General features: G+C 68.5%; 14 protein-coding genes. 9 read left to right on the top strand and 5 right to left on the bottom strand.

The genetic code is table 11. The annotated features are described in order from the left end of the window. Positions 1-650: 650 nt before the first annotated feature. A complete protein-coding gene (locus tag AC6CH2_RS22075) occupies positions 651-920 on the bottom strand; it encodes a hypothetical protein (RefSeq protein WP_498271088.1) in 270 nt (89 codons plus the stop codon). A gap of 93 nt (positions 921-1013) precedes the next feature. On the opposite strand from AC6CH2_RS22075, the gene AC6CH2_RS22070 reads away from it, so the two are divergent. The 4 genes from AC6CH2_RS22070 to AC6CH2_RS22055 all read left to right on the top strand — a co-directional run bounded on the left by AC6CH2_RS22070 (position 1014) and on the right by AC6CH2_RS22055 (position 6291). After that, a complete protein-coding gene (locus AC6CH2_RS22070) occupies positions 1014-1832 on the top strand; it encodes an AraC family transcriptional regulator (protein ID WP_498271087.1) in 819 nt (272 codons plus the stop codon). A gap of 233 nt (positions 1833-2065) precedes the next feature. Next, positions 2066-2353, top strand: a complete 288-nt coding sequence (locus tag AC6CH2_RS22065) for a co-chaperone GroES (RefSeq protein ID WP_031370299.1) — start codon at positions 2066-2068, stop codon at positions 2351-2353. A 131-nt stretch (positions 2354-2484) separates the two neighbouring features. Continuing rightward, a complete protein-coding gene (groL, locus tag AC6CH2_RS22060) occupies positions 2485-4125 on the top strand; it encodes a chaperonin GroEL (RefSeq protein WP_435396992.1) in 1641 nt (546 codons plus the stop codon). Positions 4126-4284: 159 nt separating this feature from the next. Further along, positions 4285-6291 carry an esterase/lipase family protein gene (locus AC6CH2_RS22055; protein WP_498271086.1) on the top strand — a complete coding sequence of 669 codons (2007 nt, stop codon included), beginning with the start codon at positions 4285-4287 and terminating at the stop codon, positions 6289-6291. A gap of 346 nt (positions 6292-6637) precedes the next feature. Here AC6CH2_RS22055 and AC6CH2_RS22050 read toward each other — a convergent pair whose 3' ends face one another. The 3 genes from AC6CH2_RS22050 to AC6CH2_RS22040 all read right to left on the bottom strand — a co-directional run bounded on the left by AC6CH2_RS22050 (position 6638) and on the right by AC6CH2_RS22040 (position 10704). After that, on the bottom strand, positions 6638-8641 hold the full coding sequence (locus AC6CH2_RS22050; protein ID WP_498271085.1) for a multicopper oxidase family protein: 2004 nt from the start codon (positions 8639-8641) through the stop codon (positions 6638-6640). An 83-nt stretch (positions 8642-8724) separates the two neighbouring features. Next, positions 8725-10188, bottom strand: coding sequence for an XVIPCD domain-containing protein (locus AC6CH2_RS22045; protein ID WP_498271084.1), 1464 nt, complete (start codon positions 10186-10188; stop codon positions 8725-8727). Positions 10189-10203: 15 nt separating this feature from the next. Then, positions 10204-10704 carry a hypothetical protein gene (locus AC6CH2_RS22040; RefSeq protein WP_498271083.1) on the bottom strand — a complete coding sequence of 167 codons (501 nt, stop codon included), beginning with the start codon at positions 10702-10704 and terminating at the stop codon, positions 10204-10206. Positions 10705-11579: 875 nt separating this feature from the next. On the opposite strand from AC6CH2_RS22040, the gene glnE reads away from it, so the two are divergent. Both glnE and AC6CH2_RS22030 read left to right on the top strand, forming a co-directional pair. After that, on the top strand, positions 11580-14429 hold the full coding sequence (gene glnE, locus AC6CH2_RS22035; RefSeq protein WP_498271082.1) for a bifunctional [glutamate--ammonia ligase]-adenylyl-L-tyrosine phosphorylase/[glutamate--ammonia-ligase] adenylyltransferase: 2850 nt from the start codon (positions 11580-11582) through the stop codon (positions 14427-14429). 40 nt (positions 14430-14469) lie between these two features. After that, a complete protein-coding gene (locus AC6CH2_RS22030; RefSeq protein ID WP_498271081.1) occupies positions 14470-14871 on the top strand; it encodes a hypothetical protein in 402 nt (133 codons plus the stop codon). Positions 14872-14892: 21 nt separating this feature from the next. Here the strand turns inward: AC6CH2_RS22030 and AC6CH2_RS22025 are convergent, their stop codons facing one another. Beyond that, positions 14893-15888, bottom strand: a complete 996-nt coding sequence (locus AC6CH2_RS22025) for a mitochondrial fission ELM1 family protein (protein WP_498271080.1) — start codon at positions 15886-15888, stop codon at positions 14893-14895. 105 nt (positions 15889-15993) lie between these two features. Between AC6CH2_RS22025 and AC6CH2_RS22020 the strand changes: the two genes are divergently transcribed. From AC6CH2_RS22020 to AC6CH2_RS22010, 3 genes are all read left to right on the top strand, one after another. Next, positions 15994-16581 (top strand): malonic semialdehyde reductase, encoded by a 588-nt coding sequence (locus tag AC6CH2_RS22020; RefSeq protein WP_435397375.1) that lies wholly within the window; start codon positions 15994-15996, stop codon positions 16579-16581. 136 nt (positions 16582-16717) lie between these two features. Beyond that, positions 16718-17308, top strand: coding sequence for a YceI family protein (locus AC6CH2_RS22015; protein ID WP_498271079.1), 591 nt, complete (start codon positions 16718-16720; stop codon positions 17306-17308). Positions 17309-17318: 10 nt separating this feature from the next. Continuing rightward, positions 17319-18032, top strand: a complete 714-nt coding sequence (locus AC6CH2_RS22010; RefSeq protein ID WP_498271078.1) for a pirin family protein — start codon at positions 17319-17321, stop codon at positions 18030-18032. Positions 18033-18111: the final 79 nt, after the last annotated feature.

The following is an 18111-nucleotide window of genomic DNA, read 5'->3' as shown; positions in this document are numbered from 1 at the left end:
GGGCAGGAGCGGCGCAAGCCGCGACCGCCATGTCCCGATGTCGCGTCGTCTTCGGGTGTGCCCCTGTAGGAGCGAGGTGAGTCGCGACCGCGAACGCGCAGAGATGACGGGGCTGTCGCCGTTCGCCGAGGCGGTGTGCTCGCGCCAGGGTAGGAGCGGCGCAAGCCGCGACATCGCCGCCACAGTCTTGCAGCGCATCTTTCAGGAAAGATCTGGATCTGGATCTGGATCAGATCAAGATCAAACCCAAAGCTTCCGCCACTAAAGCGGCGGGTTACTTTCTTTTGTCTAAAGCAACAAAAGAAAGGTAACCAAAGAAAAATGCTTTGTTTTGAATCACAAGCCCGCACGAGCGATGCCGACGCAGGGATTTTTCATACGGGACATCCCTGTCCCGATGAAAAACGGCCCGTATCCCTGCGGGCCGCCCTCCGGGTCGTCGATTGCCTTCGCTAGTGCGATGCTGCGCACAGCAACAGCAACAGCAACAGCAACCGCGACAGCAACCGCAACAGCAACCCCAACAGCAACAGCAACAGCAACAGCAACAGCAACCGCAACCGCAACCGCGGGATAGCTCGTCGCCGCTCTTGGGTAGGAGCGGCGCGAGCCGCGACCCGCGAACTGCGAATGCGACGAAACACTGGTGCTTACGTACTCACAACCCCGCTCATCCCGGCAACCCACGCGCGCAGCCGCGGGTCGCGTATCTCCAGCACCTCGAACAGGCCCAGGGCGCGCAAGGCCGGCAGCGCTTCGGCGATATGGCGTTCGGCCTGCGCACGCGCGCCGGCATCGGCCTGCGCATCGGTCCAGATTCGCGCGTTGGCGAGAAAGGCGCCGACCGACCCCTTGCGCACGAGGACGCCGTCGATGCAGGTGTGGTCGAGGTGGTCGGGCAACAGGTCTTCGGCTCGCATGGCGGTGCTCGGTGATGGAGGAGGCGCTCATGCTGGGTTCGGTGGCGAGCCTCTGCTACGTTGCCCCGGCCATTCGATAGCGGGTTCCGGCCAATGTCCGATCCTCTGCTCGCCGCGCTGCGCGCCGATTCCGCCGACGGGCCGGTGGCGATCGCGGCGACCACGACTCACGCCGGCGTACGCGATACCGCCGCGCACCGGCATGCGCGCGGGCAATTGTTCGGCGCACACCGGGGGCTGTTGACCGTCGGCACCGCGCAGGGGCGCTGGCTGGTGCCGGCGACGGATGCAGTCTGGGTGCCGCCGCAGGCCGAGCATTCGTTGCGCTCGCACGGCGCGGCGTTCTCCGGCTGGAGCGTCTACGTCGCCGAGCCCGCCTGTGCGGCGCTGCCGGCCCGGGCCTGCGCCCTGCGGGTGTCCGGCCTGCTGCGCGAGGCGGTCGCGCGGGCGGCGCAATGGCCGGGCGACGCGCCGCTGGGCCCGGCCCAGGTCCGGCTGCTGCAGGTGTTGCTCGACGAGATCGCGTCGGGCGCGCTTGCTGCCGGTCTGAGCGCGGACCCGGTGCAGCCGCCGATCGGCCTGCCGATGCCGAGCGACCCGCGCTTGCTGCGACTCGCCCAGGCCCTGATCGAAAACCCGGCCGACCCGCGCGGCCTGGCCGACTGGGCCGCGTTCGCGCATTTGTCCGAGCGCAGCCTGAGCCGGCGCTTCGCCGCGCAGACCGGTCACAGCCTGCTGCAGTGGCGCCAGCGCGCGCGGCTGATGCGGGCCATGGAGCGCCTCGCTGCCGGCGACGCGGTCACCGCGATCGCCCTGGACCTGGGCTACGACAGCGTCAGCGCCTTCATCGCCATGTTCCGGCGCAGCCTCGGCGCCAGCCCGACCGCCTACCTGGCACGGCTCGGGACCTGAGCGGACCGCGGGTGCCCCGGCCGGCGCCCGGGTGGGTCTTCGGTACCCGGCCGGTCACCGGGAGAAGAGAAGATTTCATCGCCCCCCCCTTGAAAGGCTTCCGGTACCGCCTCATCTAGCGTGCAGTCCCGGTTCGTCCGGGCGCTTTTGTCCCCGGCGTTGGCACTCTCCGGGGGCGACTGCTAAAATTCCCCTTCTTTCTCCACCCATTCAAGCACTTACAGAGGGTTGCCATGAATCTCAAGCCGCTTTACGACCGCGTTGTGGTCAAGCCGATCGAAGCCGACGAAATCTCGGCCGGCGGAATCATCATCCCCGACGCCGCCAAGGAAAAGTCGACCAAGGGCGAAGTCGTCGCCATCGGCGAAGGCAAGGCCCTGGACAACGGCAGCGTGCGCGCGCCGAAGCTCAAGGTCGGCGACAAGGTCATCTACGGCCAGTACTCGGGCAGCTCCTACAAGCAGGACGGCGTCGAGTACAAGATCCTCAAGGAAGACGACGTCCTCGCGATCGTCGGCTGATCGGGCGGGAGTCTGGAATTGGGGAATCGGGAATCGGCACGCGCTTGCGCTGCCTCCCGGGTCCCGTCCCGACTCCGTAATGCGCTCTTTCGATTCCCTATTCCCTATTTCCCATTCCCGGAGTTCCAACCATGTCCGCTAAAGAAATTCGTTTCGGTGAGGATGCGCGCGCCAAGATGGTGCGCGGCGTCAACGTGCTCGCCAACGCCGTGAAGGCCACCCTCGGTCCGAAGGGCCGCAACGTCGTGCTCGAGAAGAGCTTCGGTGCGCCGACGATCACCAAGGACGGCGTGTCCGTCGCCAAGGAGATCGAACTGGCCGACAAGTTCGAGAACATGGGCGCGCAGATGGTCAAGGAAGTCGCTTCCAAGACCTCCGACAACGCCGGCGACGGCACCACCACCGCGACCGTGCTGGCCCAGGCGCTGATCCGCGAGGGCATGAAGGCCGTTGCGGCCGGCATGAACCCGATGGACCTCAAGCGCGGCATCGACAAGGCCGTGATCGAGGCCGTGGCCGAGCTCAAGAAGCTCTCCAAGCCGTCCTCGACCAGCAAGGAAATCGCCCAGGTCGGCGCGATCTCCGCCAACTCCGACGCCGACATCGGCGACCTGATCGCCCAGGCGATGGACAAGGTCGGCAAGGAAGGCGTGATCACCGTCGAAGACGGCTCGGGCCTGGAGAACGAACTCGACGTCGTCGAGGGCATGCAGTTCGACCGCGGCTACCTGTCGCCGTACTTCATCAACAACCAGCAGTCGATGTCGGCAGAGCTCGACGACCCGTTCGTGCTGCTGTACGACAAGAAGATTTCCAACGTCCGCGACCTGCTGCCGGTGCTGGAAGGCGTCGCCAAGGCCGGTAAGCCGTTGCTGATCGTCGCCGAGGAAGTCGAAGGCGAAGCGCTGGCGACCCTGGTGGTCAACACCATCCGCGGCATCGTCAAGGTCTGCGCCGTCAAGGCTCCGGGCTTCGGCGACCGTCGCAAGGCGATGCTCGAAGACATGGCCGTGCTGACCGGCGGCACCGTGATCTCCGAGGAAGTCGGCCTGCAGCTCGAGAAGGCCACGATCAAGGATCTGGGCCGCGCGAAGAAGGTGCAGGTCTCCAAGGAGAACACCACCATCATCGACGGCGCCGGCGACGGCGATTCGATCCAGTCCCGCATCAAGCAGATCAAGGCGCAGATCGAAGAGACCTCTTCGGACTACGACCGCGAGAAGCTGCAGGAGCGCGTGGCCAAGCTGGCCGGCGGCGTGGCGGTGATCAAGGTCGGCGCATCGACCGAGATCGAGATGAAGGAAAAGAAGGCTCGCGTCGAAGACGCGCTGCACGCCACCCGCGCTGCCGTGGAAGAAGGCATCGTCCCGGGCGGCGGCGTCGCGCTGCTGCGCGCCAAGGCCGCGATCTCGGGCCTCAAGGGCGCCAACGAAGACCAGAACCACGGCATCCAGATCGCCCTGCGCGCGATGGAAGCTCCGCTGCGCGAAATCGTCACCAACGCCGGCGAAGAGCCGTCGGTCATCCTGAACAAGGTCCAGGAAGGCAAGGGCGCGTTCGGTTACAACGCCGCCAACGGCGAATACGGCGACATGCTCGAGTTCGGCATCCTGGACCCGACCAAGGTCACCCGCACCGCGCTGCAGAACGCCGCGTCGATCGCCGGTCTGATGATCACGACCGAAGCGATGGTCGCCGAGCTGCCGAAGAAGGACGAGCCGGCGATGCCGGGCGGCGGCGGCATGGGCGGCATGGGCGGCATGGATTTCTGATTCGAGCCTCCGCGCTGACGCAACACGGAAAACCCCGCCGCGAGGCGGGGTTTTTCTTTGCCCGCCGGGCCTGCGGCAGCGGCGGCGAGCGGAATGCGTTTACTCGCGACCGGCCGCGCTCGACAATGCCGGCCAGCCCCGCCCCGCCCTGGAACCTGCATGTCCCTGCGCCCGATCGCCCTGCTCGTGACCAGCCTGGCCCTGTCGTTCGGCAGCGGCTGCGCCGTGGTCAAGGTCAAGGAACGCGCCTTCGGCGAGGTCGCGGTGGAGCGCAACCTCGACGCGCTCAGCAGCGGGCGCCTGAGCACCGCCGCGGCGACCGCGCTGGGCTCGGCCGGCCTGGACCCCGATCAGTGCGCGCGCGAGCCCGAGCCCTGCATCGCCCAACTGCGGCCGCTGGCGCCGGTCGAGGACTGGCTGGCGACCGCGGCGGAGTTGCAGCTGCTGCGCATGAACACCGCGCCCGCGACCGTGGCCCAGGCCGCCGAGAGCGCTGGCCCGGCCAAGCGCGCCCAGCCGTCGAGGACTGCCGGGCCGTCGCAACGCGCCGAGCCGAACCCACAGGCCGGGCCCGACGTCGACGCCGACCTGCGCACGCGCGCGGCGATCGAGACCGCGCGCTATGCCTATGCCTATCTGTTCCTGAGCCCGCGCACGCCCGAGCAACGGGTGTTCGAGGCCCGCCAGGAGCGCGTGCTGCGTTTCTACAACCGCGCTCTCGACGTCGTCGCCCAGGCCGCCTTCGAGGCCAGCCGCGGCCAGATCGGCGCCACCCCGCTGCAGGTCGGCGGGCTCGAGCTGAGCATCGCCCTGCACGGTTACGAAGCCACCGAGCTGACCCAGCAACCCGAGGCCTTGCTCGCGTCCGACACCCTGGGCTTCGACAACCTGCGCGCGGTCTATCGCCGCGACGGGTTCGGCACCGCCCTGGTCGCGGTGTTTCCGCGCCGTTCGCGCAGCGACCCCGATGCCGCCGACACGCCCTACCGCGACACCCGCTACCTGCCGGTGACCGCGACCCTGCGCTTCGACGGCGACGGCGGGCTCGACGCGGTGCTCGCCAGCCGCGTCGCGCGCATGGACGTCTACAACCCCTATCGCATCGACAGCGAGACCATCGCCGGGCGCAAGGTGCCGCTGGCGGCCAACTACTCGGCCGCCTACGGTATCTGGCTGGCGCGTTCGGAACTGGCGAGGCTGAGCCTGTCGAGCCTGCTGCGGCCGAAGCAGGCGCGCGCGTTCAAGCCGCGCATCTACCTCAACCAGCCTTACGACCCCGACAAGCGGGTGATCGTGCTGGTGCACGGCCTGGCCAGCAGCCCGGAGGCCTGGGTCAACCTCGCCAACGAACTGCTCGGCGACGAAACCCTGCGCAAGCATTACCAACTGTGGCAGGTGTTCTATCCGACCAACCTGAGCATCCTGGCCAATCGCGCCGCGATCGACGCGGCCCTGACCCAGACCTTCGCTCACTACGACCCCGAAGGCGACGACGTCGCCGGCCGCGACGCGGTGCTGGTCGGGCACAGCATGGGCGGGGTGATCTCGCGCCTGCTGGTCAGCGACAGCGGCGAGCGCGTCCTCGACGCGACCCTGCAGGCCTTCGATCCGGCCGCGGCGCAGCGCCTGCGCAAGGAGCCGCTGGTGCGCGAGCTGACCGTGTTCAAGGCGATGCCGCAGTTCGAACGCGCGGTGTTCATGGCCTCGCCGCACCGCGGCGCAGTGGTCACCGACGGCTGGCCCCTGCGGATGGTACGCAAGCTGATCCGGCTGCCGTTCGACGTGCTGCGCGAAACCGCCGAGCTCGCCCAGCGCAACGAAGTGAACCAGGACGAATTGCAGAAGATCGGTTTCCGCAAGGGCCGCCCGCCGACCGGCCCGGACGACCTGAGCCCGAACTCGTTGTTCATGCGCAGCACCGAAAACCTGCCGATCGAACCGGGCCTGCCGTACCACACCATCGTCGGCCAGCGCGATCCCAAGCTGCCGCTGCTGCAGTCCAGCGACGGCGCGGTGCCGTACCGCAGCGCCCACCTCGACGGCGCGCTGTCGGAGAAGGTGATCCCGTCCGGCCACAGCGTGCAGGAGACCCCGCAGGCGATCCTCGAGCTGCGCCGGATCCTGCGCATCGACATGGCCGAGTACGCCAGGCGCACGCAGCGTTGAGGCACGGCCAGCCTGGATCTTGGGTTAGCCCGCGGCGCCTTCCCCCTGTAGGAGCGGCGTGAGCCGCGACCAACCGAAGCGATCAATACCACCTGGCTTCCCGAAACCCGGAACCCTTCACGCGAAACCACACCCGCGTCGTTGCCGCAATTGCGCGGTCGCGGCTTGCGCCGCTCCAACCGAAGCGATCGATACCACCTGGCAACCCGAAGCCCTGAACCCACCCGCGCGAAACCAGCCTACGCCGTTGTCGTAGATTCGCGGTCGCGGCTCACGCCGCTCCTACAAGGTATGGCGACATCGCGGCACGACGCGATCCGCCTCGTGCCGCGCTCCGGTCGTCGCCTCAATGGTGGGCGTTGCCGATCCCGCCGCCCTTGCCGTCGGGCACCAGCACGCGCACGTTCTGCATCATGCCCTGGTCCTCGTGGTCGAGGATGTGGCAGTGCAGGACGTACTCGCCGATGTAGCGTTCGTAACGGGTACGCACGAACACCTTGTAGTTCTGCTTGACGAACAAGGTGTCCTTCCAGGTGCCCTGGGTGTTGGCGTACTGCGAGTCGCCGGGCTCGCCGGCGATGCTGACCTCGACGCCCTTGTCGTTGAGGATGCTGACCACCTGGAACGGATTGACGTGGATGTGGAAGGGATGGCCGCCGAGCCTGGAGGTGAGCGTCCATTCCTCGACGCCGCCGAGCACCAGGTCGCGCGCGCCGTTCGGGTCGTAGGGTTTGCCGTCGACCTTGTACACCATCGGCACCGCCTTGGTGTCGATGTCGAAGGTCAGGTCCTGAGAGCCGGTGAGTTCGCTCTTCGGGATGTCCTTGTGCGGCACGAATGCATTCAAGCGCAGGCGGTCGCTGAGGTCGGCGACGACCTTGGCGCGGATGTACGCCGGCATCAGGTACTTCGCCGAGGCGATCAGGTTCTGGGTCAGATAAGCGCGGATGTCGTTGACCGGGGGGCCACTGCCGGCGGCGACGTTGACCAGCCCGAGCAATTGGCGGTCTTCGGCGGCGTTGGTGATGCTGCCGCCGGGCGGTGCGGCGCCGTCTATCACGCAGTACTGGCCGCCCTGCGGGAACACCACCAGAGCATCGCTGCGGTAGCCGGGTTGCAGGATGTTTTCGCCTTTCTCGATCGCCTGGGCGTGGCTCAGGCCGTCGGCGGCGACCTCGAACTGCGGCAGCAACGGGCCGGTGCAGTTCCGGGTCACCCAGCCGTCGAGCGCCGGTCCGGACAGACCCTCGATGCTGGCGGCGCCCGCGCGTACCGCGCGCAGTTGCAGGTTGATGGTGTTGCGCACCCCGGCGTGCAGCAGGCGCCAGCGTTCGGCGCGGCCGGCGGTCAGGCCAAAGAAGGTCGGCAGCACTTCGCCGTTGATGCTGGTGTAGCGGCCGGAGACGTTCCACAGGTTCTTGCCGTCGGCGGTGAAACCGAACTGATCGTAGGCCTCCAGGCCGCCAACGTCGCCGGGATCGCAGACCCAGGCGCCGGTGACGGGGTCGGTCTTGATCTTGCCGAGCGGATCGGTGGGCGTCGGCGCGCCGCGGCAGGCATAGGCGACTTGCTGGAACAACAGCACGCGGTCGGGGTAGGGCGTGCCGCCCGGGTCGCGCAACAAGGTGTCCAGGTCGCCGTTGCGGTCGGCCGAAGGCAGGCGGTTGCCGCGCACCAGCAGCGCGCCGGCCATGCCGCTGGAGACTTGCAGCGCGGTCGAGCCGTGCAGGTGCGGGTGGTACCAGTAGGTGCCGGCCGGATGATCGGCGGGCAGGTTGTATTCGTACTCGAACTTCACCCCGGGACGCAGGGTCAGCAGCACGTTGTCGCTGTTGCCGGTCGGGCTGACCCACAGGCCGTGCGAGTGCAGGTTGGTCGAATTGAAGCAGTGCGGAACGTTGATGCCCGAGGAACCGCACTGTTCCGGCGGCAGGGCGTTGTCGAGGCGCACGCGCACGGTTTCGCCGGGCGAAGTGACGATGGTCGGCGCCACGAACGGCACCTTGGGATTGGTGCCGGGGCTCTGGTACGAACGCAACTTCACCTTGTCGAAGCGGTTGTGCTGGGGGTTCCAGATATCCGACACGGTGTAGACGACGCGCAGGTCGAGGATCGCTTCGTGAGTGTCCAGCGGTTGCGGGCCGCTTTGGGTCAACAGCATCGATGGCGTCTTGGCGTCGGCCGAGCGCAGCATGCGCGCCATCACCGGTTGGTCGAGCTCGCGCGGCGCGCCGTCCTGCGCGGCGAGGGTCGGGGGTGCAGCGGCGAGCAGGCAGGCGAGCGCGAGCGGTTGCGCTCGCAGCGGGCAGCGCCGTGCATTCGCAGCCGAGGTCTGGGAACTGCGATCCATGCTTGGGTTCCTGGTGGCACTTCGGTGAAGTGCCTGATCGGCACTGGAAGGTGTCTCGGTGGACCGCCGCGGTGCAGCGGCTCTTACAGTGCGGGTGCCGTCCGCGATGCGGTCTGCTGCGGTGCCTGCGCGGCCTGCTGGGCCGGCGCCTGTGCCTGGTTCAGGGCCTCAAGCTGACGGAACGATTCTTCCGTCGGTGCGGTGCGGTCGGTGGCCACCCCTACCCGGGTATGGGTGGGGCTGGCGAGGTCGCCGTGGACCAGGAACGCGGTCTTGCCGACTTCCTTGGTAGTGGGGTCGACGCTCAGCACGACGTGATCCGGGGTCAACTGGTTGCGTTTGCTTTCCAGGGTCAGGCCGGCGGCGATGCGGTCGGCGTCGCGTTCGGACAGTTGGCCGCCGTGCTTGCGGTACTCGCCGTTGACCTTGTCGAGGATACCGCGGAACAGCGCGTGGTCGGGGTGCTCGGCGTGGCGCGGGTCGACCTTGCCGCCGTGCGCATGCGGGTCGCCGCGCAACTCGTTGAGCAGGTCCAGCGGCGAGGCGTTGATGTTGACGTGGGTGTGGGTCGACTTGGTGTGGTCGAAGTGCCCGGCCCGGGGCGGCGTGCTGCTGGTGTCGAAATAGGGCTGACGGTTGGCGGAATTGGCGCCGAGGTCGATGCCGTTCTGCTCCATGATGCTTTCGTTGAGCTTGAGCTGGGTCAGGTTGACGTGCAGCTCGGGCTTGCCGCCGGCCGCGGTCTTGCCGTGGGCGTGTTCGAGCTGGCTGACGTAGCCGATGTAGCCGGCGCCGTAGTAGTTGGCGTAGTCCGAATTGCCGTTGTGCCCCAGCCGCGCCTGCGCCGGCGGCATGTCGAAGTAGTACTTGCCCATCGCCTTGACGTTGTCGGCGCTCATCGCCATCGACAGGTTCGCATCGACGGTCAGGTCGGCCTTCAGCGCATAGGTGAAGTTGGGCGCGCTGCCGCCGCGGGTCATGAAGTCGCCGGCGCGGCCGGGCGAGGCGTTGTAGACGTCGGCGAGGGTCGCGGTCGGCTTGGCCTCGCGCACGCTGCCGACCAGGGCGTTCCAGCCGGCGATGTGGGCCTTGGCTTCGTTGTCGCGGTCGGCCTGGATGACCTTGCCGATGGTCGCGGTGTAGTCGTGTTTGTCGCCGACGGTCTTGGCCAGCGCGGTGGCTTCGGTGGCGAAGGTCTTCAGCGCGGTGTCGCGGTCGTTGCGGTAAAAGCCGTGCTGCACTTCATGGCCGAGCACGAAGGTCATGTTGCCGGCGTCGTAGCTGCCCGCCGGCGGCTTGGTCAGGCCGTTGATCGGCAACAGCATGGCTTGCTCTTTGCCGTTGTAGGCGCCGCCGGCATGCGCATCGGTCAGCGGCTTGAACGATTTCAGGTGGCCCTTGGCGATGGCGTCGTCGACCTGCGCCGCCAGGGTGGGCGAGTTGGCGATGGTGGTCTTCAGGTTCGCGGCGACCTCGGCGGAGACGCCGGGTTGCTTGGCGAATTCGTCGAGCAGCTTCTGCAGCTCGGTACTGGTCGGGGTCGGCATGATGGCTTCCCAGCCTTATTCGATGGTGATGGTCTTGACGCAGCGATGGCCGATCTTGTCCGGCGAATCGTTGGACTCGCCCTCGACGAAGACCTGCAGCGATAGCGCGGGGCGCTGGAAATTCCAGTGATCGACGCGGCCGTGTTCGCCGTACGAGGCGCTGTCCTGGAAGCCCATGCTCTTGAGTTCCTTGGCATAGGCGTCGAAGTCGAGGCCGCAGACCGGGGTCATCGGCGCGCGCTCGTCGCCGCTGCGGGCGAAGTCGAAGATCAGCTTGTTCTTCTGCGAGCCGGCCGGGCGGGTGACGTAGAGGTTGTACGACCAGTCCGGATGGATCTGGGCGCCTGCGCCGAACGAGCCGTCGCCGCTGTCGGCCTGGCGCATGGCCAGTCCGGTGTGTTTCTCCACGTGCTCGGCGGTCAGGTCGGCATTCGACTCCAGGCTGCCGATCAGCTTGAGCATGCGGCGGCTGACCTCGTCGCCGCTGAGTGGGGTGGTGCCGTTGGCGGCGGTCATCGGATCCTCCTGGGTGGCGTTGGCGCTTGAACGGGGCGATGAGGCATGGCTGCAGGCCGACAGGAGCAGGCATGCGGCCCAGGCCGTCAGCAGAGTGCGGGGGGATGCGGGGTTGCGGGGCATAGCGCCTCTCCGTGGACGCGGGTGGCTTCCATATAGATGCGGGGAGCACGCCGAATCAACGGCAGGAACGCGGCCGACAGGACACAGCAGTTCATGAGGGCCGGTCGGCGCCGCGCTGTTCATCCCGCCGGGCTGCGAGCGTTTGGCGCAGCCAAGCGCTTGTCCTCCCTGTTCAGGTTTATTGAGCGAACGCAGCGCCGAAGGGTTGTGGTCACAGCGACGAATGCGATGTCATCGGTAACATCCGCGTCGTTACAGGGCTTGCCGAGGCGTATCGCGAATCGTTCTCAGTGTTTCAAATGAACTGGTGAGTTCTGTTTTGCACTGCAGCGTGCAAGGGGATAACGCTTCCTTCACGATCGCCCCGCATCCCGACGTGGGGGAGGGAGCAAGCCCGCAACCGGTTCTACCGGAAGCGGGCTTTTTTATGCCCGAAGGTTTTGTAGCGCTTCGGCACGCGCGCGAACTCCCGGCCGACTCGCTTTTGCGGCAGCGAGACCACCCGCCCTCGCGCGAGCGACGCGACCGCCGCCGCATGGCGCCGCGCCGACAACCGAACGCAGCCGTCACCCGCTCGATCGACATCGCCCAGCGCGCAACCCGCGCCCCATCGCTCCCACCCGCCTAGTTCCTAGTTCCTAGTTCCTAGTTACTAGTTACTAGTTACTAGTTCCTCACTTCTCCCAACTCACTCCTCCCAACTCACTCCTAGCTTCTAACTCCCCCCGCACACCGCATGCCATCATCGCCGCATGTCCGCGTCTTTCTCCTCGACTCTTCCCCACGACGGCCCGGCACTCGAACACGCGCTCGCCGAGCGCGCCTTGACGCGCTTGCGCGCGGCTTCGCCGGAAGCGCGCGCTGCGCTCGACGATGCGGACCTGGCCGAGCGCGTGTCGCGCGTCGCCGTGGTCAGCGACTTCGCCATCGACACCCTGGTGCGGCAGCCGGCGTTGCTGCTCGCGCTCGGTGCCGACGACGGCGCGAGCGAACCGCCGCCGCCTACGCTCGAAGCCGAATTCCGCGCCGATTGGGGCACGCGCCTGCGCCGTTACCGCGCGGCCGGCTCGACTCGCTTGATCTGGCGCGACACGCTCGGCCTGGATCGGGTCGAGGACACCCTGGACGGCAGCACGCGCCTGGCCGAGGTCTGCCTGCAGGTCGCGTTGAGCGCGCTCGAAGACGAGTTCGAGCGCCGCCACGGCGCGGTGCGCACGCGCGACGGCGAACGCGTGCGCCTGGTCGTGTTCGGCCTCGGCAAGCTCGGCGGCGGCGAACTCAATTTCAGTTCCGACGTCGATCTGGTCTACGCCTACGAGCACGACGGCAGCACCGAGTTCGACGGCCGCGACGCCGCCCGCGCGCTCGATGCTGAGGCGTATTTCGCCAAGCTCGGCCAGCAGCTCGCGCGCCTGCTCGACGAGATCACCGCCGACGGCTTCTGCCACCGCGTCGACCTGCGCCTGCGCCCTTACGGCAACGCCGGCCGGGTGGCCTGGTCGTTCGCGGCGATGGAGCAGTACTTCCAGCGCGAGGGCCGCGACTGGGAGCGCTACGCCTGGCAGAAAGCGCGCCCGGTGGCCGGCGACTTGGATGCAGGCGAGCGCTTCCTGGAGGCCCTGCGGCCGTTCGTGTACCGGCGCTACCTCGACTTCGGCGCGCTCGACGGCCTGCGCGCGATGAAGGCGGCGATCAGCGCCGAGGTCGCGCGCAAGGAACTCGCCGACGACATCAAGCGCGGCCCCGGCGGCATCCGCGAGATCGAGTTCCTGGTCCAGGCCCTGCAGCTGATCCGCGGCGGCCGCGAGGCCGAGCTGCGCGGGCGGCGCTTGTTGCCGGCGTTGCGCGAGTTGATCGCGCTGCGCCAGATCGCCGAGGAGACCGGCGAATCGCTGGCCGAGGCCTATCGTTTCCTGCGCCGCCTGGAAAATCGCCTGCAGATGCTGCGCGACGCCCAGACTCACGCCTTGCCTGCGGCCGACGGCGACCGCCTGCGCATCGCGGTCGGCCTGGGCCATGCCGGTTGGGACGGGTTGTCGAGCGAACTGGAACGCCGCCGCGAACGCGTGACCGGCGAGTTCGAAGCCTTGCTCGCGCCGCGCCGCCGCCGCGCCGCGCCGGACGCGCTGACCGCGTACTGGCGCGCGCTGCCCGAGTCGGGCGAGGCCGAGACCCTCGCCGAGGCCGGTTTCGATGCGGCCGCCGAGGCCGACGGCGCCTTGCGCGACTTCGCCCGCAGCCCCGGCGTGCGCGGCCTGTCGGATGCGGCGCGCACGCGGTTGGACCGGGTGTTGCCGGCGCTGTTGCAGGGCGCGGCGACCTCCTCGCAGCCGATGCTCGCGCTCAAGCGCCTGCTCGCGTTGCTGCACAACGTCCTGCGCCGCAGCGCCTACCTGGCGTTGCTCGACGAACAGCCGGCGGCGTTGTCGCGGCTGGTCGAGGCGGTGTCGCGCAGCGCCTTGCTGGCCGAGCGCCTGGCGTCGCACCCGCTGTTGCTCGACGAATTGCTCGACGCGCGCGTGGTCGGCCCGCTGCCGGGACGCGAGGAACTGCAGGCGGCCAGCGCCGAGGTCGGCGGCGGCGACGACGCCGAGGCGACCCTGCAGGCGCTCAACGAGGTGCGCCAGTCGCTGAGCTTCCGCATCGCGATGGCCTTGCGCGACGGCCGCCAGTCGGCCGAGCAGAGCGCGCGCCAGCTCGCCTGGCTCGCCGACGGCGTGGTCATGCGCATTCTCGCCCTGGCCGAGCAAGAGGTGGCCAGCGCGCACGGCCGTGTGCCCGGTGCGCGTTTCGCCGTGCTCGGCTACGGCAGCCTCGGCGGCGAGGAACTCGGTTTCGGTTCCGATCTCGACCTGGTGTTTCTTTACGACGCGCCGGCGATCGAAGGCGGCGCCCAGTCCGACGGCGCGCGTCCGCTCGATGCCGGGCGCTGGTTCGCGCGGCTGGCGCAGAAGATCGTCGCCCTGCTCGGCGCGGTCACCGCGGCCGGGCGCTTGTTCGACGTCGACGTGCGCTTGCGCCCGGACGGCGCCAAGGGCCTGTTGGTGTCGTCGCTGGCGAGCTTCAGCGAATACCAGTACGAACGCGCCTGGACCTGGGAGCACCAGGCCCTGGTGCGCGCGCGCTTCGTCGCCGGCGACGCCGGCCTGCACGAACGTTTCGAAGCGGTGCGCGAGCGCACCCTGGCGCGCGAGCGCGACGGCGCCAAGCTGCGCGACGACATCGCCAGGATGCGGGTGAAGATGCGCGCCGAACTCGACCGCAGCGACGCCGCCTATTTCGACCTCAAGCAGGGCGAGGGCGGCCTGGTCGATCTGGAATTCCTGCTGCAGTACCTGGTGCTGCGCGATTCGGTGCGCGAGCGCGCGCTGCTGTCGCCGCGCGACTCGGCCGGCCTGATCGAGGCGGCGCGCCGCTGCGGCGCCTTCGACGACACCCAGGCCGCCTCGCTGCGTGTCGCGCACACGACCTTGCTGGCGGCGGGGCTGGAATGCACGCTCGACCGGCGCCCGCGCCGGGTGGTCGAGACCGAGGCGATCGCCGCTTCGCGCGCCGCTATCTCGTCGGCGCTGCGCGCGCACGGTCTGGGCCAGCCGTCATGACCGGGCGCGGTCGGCAGGGCGCCACGAGCGGCGCGCGGCGATGATCGACGACAGCGCGCGCGGCATGATCTCGGTGTGGATGGGCACGACCACCCAGTCGCCGCAGGCGTTCGAGCGCTATCTCGACGGCATGGAAGCGAGCGGCTCGGGTTGCCCGGCGCATCGCGACTTCGGTTGCGACTTCCTGGACGAGGATTTCTTCATCGCCCATGTCACCGCCGGGCTGCGGGTCGTGCCGGTGGAAACCCTAGTGCTGGAAGTCGGCACGCATACGCCTCAGGCCGAGCGCGCGATTCTGGCGCGCTGCCATGCGCTCGGCGTGGTCGAAGGCAATGCCTTGTATTTCTACGACCACGCCGTGTTCCACGAAGCGCAGCCCGGCCGGCGCTACAACGAACTGCATTTCATCGGCAGCTTCGCCAACCCCCGCCAAGCCCGCTAGGAGCGGCCGCCCGCCGCAGGCTCAGTCGCCCAAGCCCAAGCCCAAGCCCAGGCGGCGGCGGACTTCCTGCGCGACCCGGGCTGTTTCGCGCAGCGGCGTCACCGGATAGGCCGACAAGCGCTGATCGAAGGGGCGGACCCGGCCGAGGCTGAGCAGGCTGTCGACGAAACGGCCGGGCCGGCCGTCGACCCGCTCGATGCCGAAGGCGAACACCGGTACCCGGGTGGCCGCGGCTTCCGAAAGCATGTTGACCGAGTCGGCGGTGCAGACGATGCGGTCGGCCCAGCCGAGCAGGCCAGGGTAAGGGTTGGCGCCCTCGCCGGGTTCGTACCAGGACACCCGCGGCAACCGCGCCAGGCGCTGGCGCAGGCGCGCGCGGATCTCGACCGGGGTGCGCCGCGAGGTGGTCGCCAACAGGCTGCCGGACTCGCGTTCGAGCAGGGTCTGCAACTGCGTCGCCAGCACGTCGAACGCGGCCTGGTCGAACTTCGCGTGCGCGCTCGGGCCGCCGAGCAGCAGCGCGGTGCGCGGCCCAGGCAGGGCGCCGAACGCGGAAAACGCGCTGCGCGCGCCGGCCAGCCACAGATCGTCGACCGGGTTGAGGCTGCCGAGCAGAGTGACGACGTTGCTGCCGTGCAAACCGTCGTGCTCGGGGGCGATGACCAGGTCCCAATGCTTCGGCGCGATGCGCGGGTCGAGGATCTGCACCGCCGCGCAACCCTCGCCGCGCAGCAGCCGGGTCGCCAGCGCGGCCTGGCGGCCGCAGCCGATCACCAGCGGCGGCCGGGCGCCGCGGGCGCGCACGAACTCGGGCCCGAACGCCTGGGCGGCGCCGGGCAGGCGCCGCGGCGAGGCCCAGCGCCAGGGCGCGCGCGGGCTCAGGGTCCAGTCGATCGCCGGCCGCCCGAGCGCCTGGGTCAGCGCATGGGCCTGGCGCTGGTTGCCGGCATGGCCGTCGGTCAGGATCCAGGTTGCAGCGGTGGAGTTAGTTTTGGCAGAAAGGCCGTTTCGTTGCACAGATGCGCTTAATCCGTTCCGGGATTGTCGGTTCTAAGGTCAGATTGAGACTCTACACTTCGTCTCCCGATCAACGCCCAGCGTGGCAGCCTCATGGAGAAGACGATGTCCAGGCCCCTGAACGACGAAGCCCTCGATCAACTGTTCCGCACCGCCCGCACGCACAACGAGCTCGGCGGCGAGGTCAGCGACGAGACGCTGCGCCAGCTGTACGACCTGGTCAAATGGGCGCCCACCAGCGCCAACGGCTCGCCGGCGCGCTTCGTGTTCGTCAAGTCGGCCGCGGCCAAGGAAAAGCTGCGTCCGGCGCTGTCGGAAGGCAACCTGGCCAAGACCATGGCCGCCCCGGTCACGGTGATCGTCGCCCACGACCTGGAATTCCACGAAAAGCTGCCCTACCTGTTCCCGCACGCCGATGCCCGCAGCTGGTTCGCCGGCAACGACGAGCACATCCGCACCACCGCATTCCGCAACGGCAGCCTGCAGGGCGCCTACCTGATCCTGGCGGCGCGTTCGCTCGGCCTGGACACCGGCCCGATGTCGGGTTTCGACAACGCCAAGGTCGACGAAGCCTTCTTCGCCGGCACCCGGATCAAGTCCAACTTCCTGATCAACCTCGGCGTCGGCGATCCGTCGGCGCTGTTCCCGCGTTCGCCGCGCCTGCCGTTCGACGAGGCCGCGCGCATCGACTGAGGCGTGCGTGCCGCCATGCTTCCGGCGCGGGCCGATGCCGGCCCGCGCCCGCTTGCGCAGTAGTGATGTCGTCATTTCTCCCGAACCACACGCTCCATACGATCCATCCCTTACGACCCCATTCGAGGAATCCAAGATGAAGCGCATCCTGCTCGCCGCCGCCCTGGGCCTGGCTTTCGCCGGCACCGCCAGCGCCGCCGCCGTGACCTACAAGATCGACCCCAACCACACCGACGTAGTGGTCGGCTGGAGCCATTTCGGCTTCTCCAATCCGGTCGCGCATTTCGGCAAGGTCGACGGCACCATCACCTACGATCCGGCCAAGCCGGCGGCGTCCTCGGTGCAGGTGACCATCCCGCTCGACGGCCTGGATTCGCACGTGCCGGATTTCGACGAGCACCTCAAGAGCGCCGATTTCTTCGACGCCGAGAAATTCCCGACCATCACCTTCAAGAGCACCAAGGTCGAAGCGGCCGGCGAGAAGAAGCTCAAGGTCAGCGGCGAGCTGACCGTGCGCGGCGTGACCAAGCCGGCGGTGCTCGACGTCACCATCAACAAGATCGGCGAGCAGCCGATGGCCAAGCGCGCCGCGGCCGGCTTCGACGCCACCACCACGCTCAAGCGCAGCGATTTCGGTCTCGGCAAGTACGCGCCGAACGTCAGCGACGAAGTCAACATCCGCATCACCACCGAAGCGCTGGTGCCCAAGCCCGAAGCCAAGAAGTAAGCGCGAACGCATGATCATCGAACGCCCCTCCAGCGCCCGCGGCCGGATTCAGGCGGGTTGGCTCGACAGCCGCCACACGTTTTCGTTCGGCGGTTATTACGACCCGGCCTGGATGGGCTTCGGTGCCTTGCGCGTGATCAACGAAGACCGCGTCGCCGCCGGCGCGGGCTTCGAGCCGCATCGCCACGCCAACATGGAAATCCTCAGCTACGTGCTGAGCGGCGGCCTGTCGCACAAGGACAGCGCCGACGGCGGCGGGGTGATCCGCGCCGGCGAGCTGCAGTGGATGAGCGCAGGCCACGGCGTCGAGCACAGCGAATACAACGCCTCCGACAGCGAGCCGGTGCATTTCCTGCAGATCTGGATCCAGCCCGACCGGCTCAACGCCCGGCCCGCCTACGCCCAACTCGAAGCGGCCGACGCGCGCGACGGCGAGTTCGTTCTGCTGGCCTCGCGCGACGGCGTCGACGGCGGCCTGCCGGTGCGCCAGGACCTGCGCCTGTACGCGCTCAGCCTGACGCCCGGCGCCAGCGCGCGGCGCGTACTCGAGGCCGGGCGGCTGTATTGGCTGCAGCTCGCGCAGGGCCGGATCGAAGTGGATGGCCGCACGCTCGAAGCCGGCGACGCCCTGGGCTTCCGTGAGGAGTCGGCCGAGCTGGTGTTGACCGGATCGGGCGATGCGCGCGCGCAACTGCTGTTTTTCGACTTGCCGCCGGCGGGTTGAGGGGCAAGAGCGGGAGCATCTCCCTGACCCCCTTCCAAACGGAGGGGCGTTTCGGGGTATCGCATCGATCCGGACGTTC

This window comes from Lysobacter sp. GQ73 (assembly GCF_059758755.1).
This window is presented reverse-complemented; position numbering and strand designations above follow the sequence as displayed.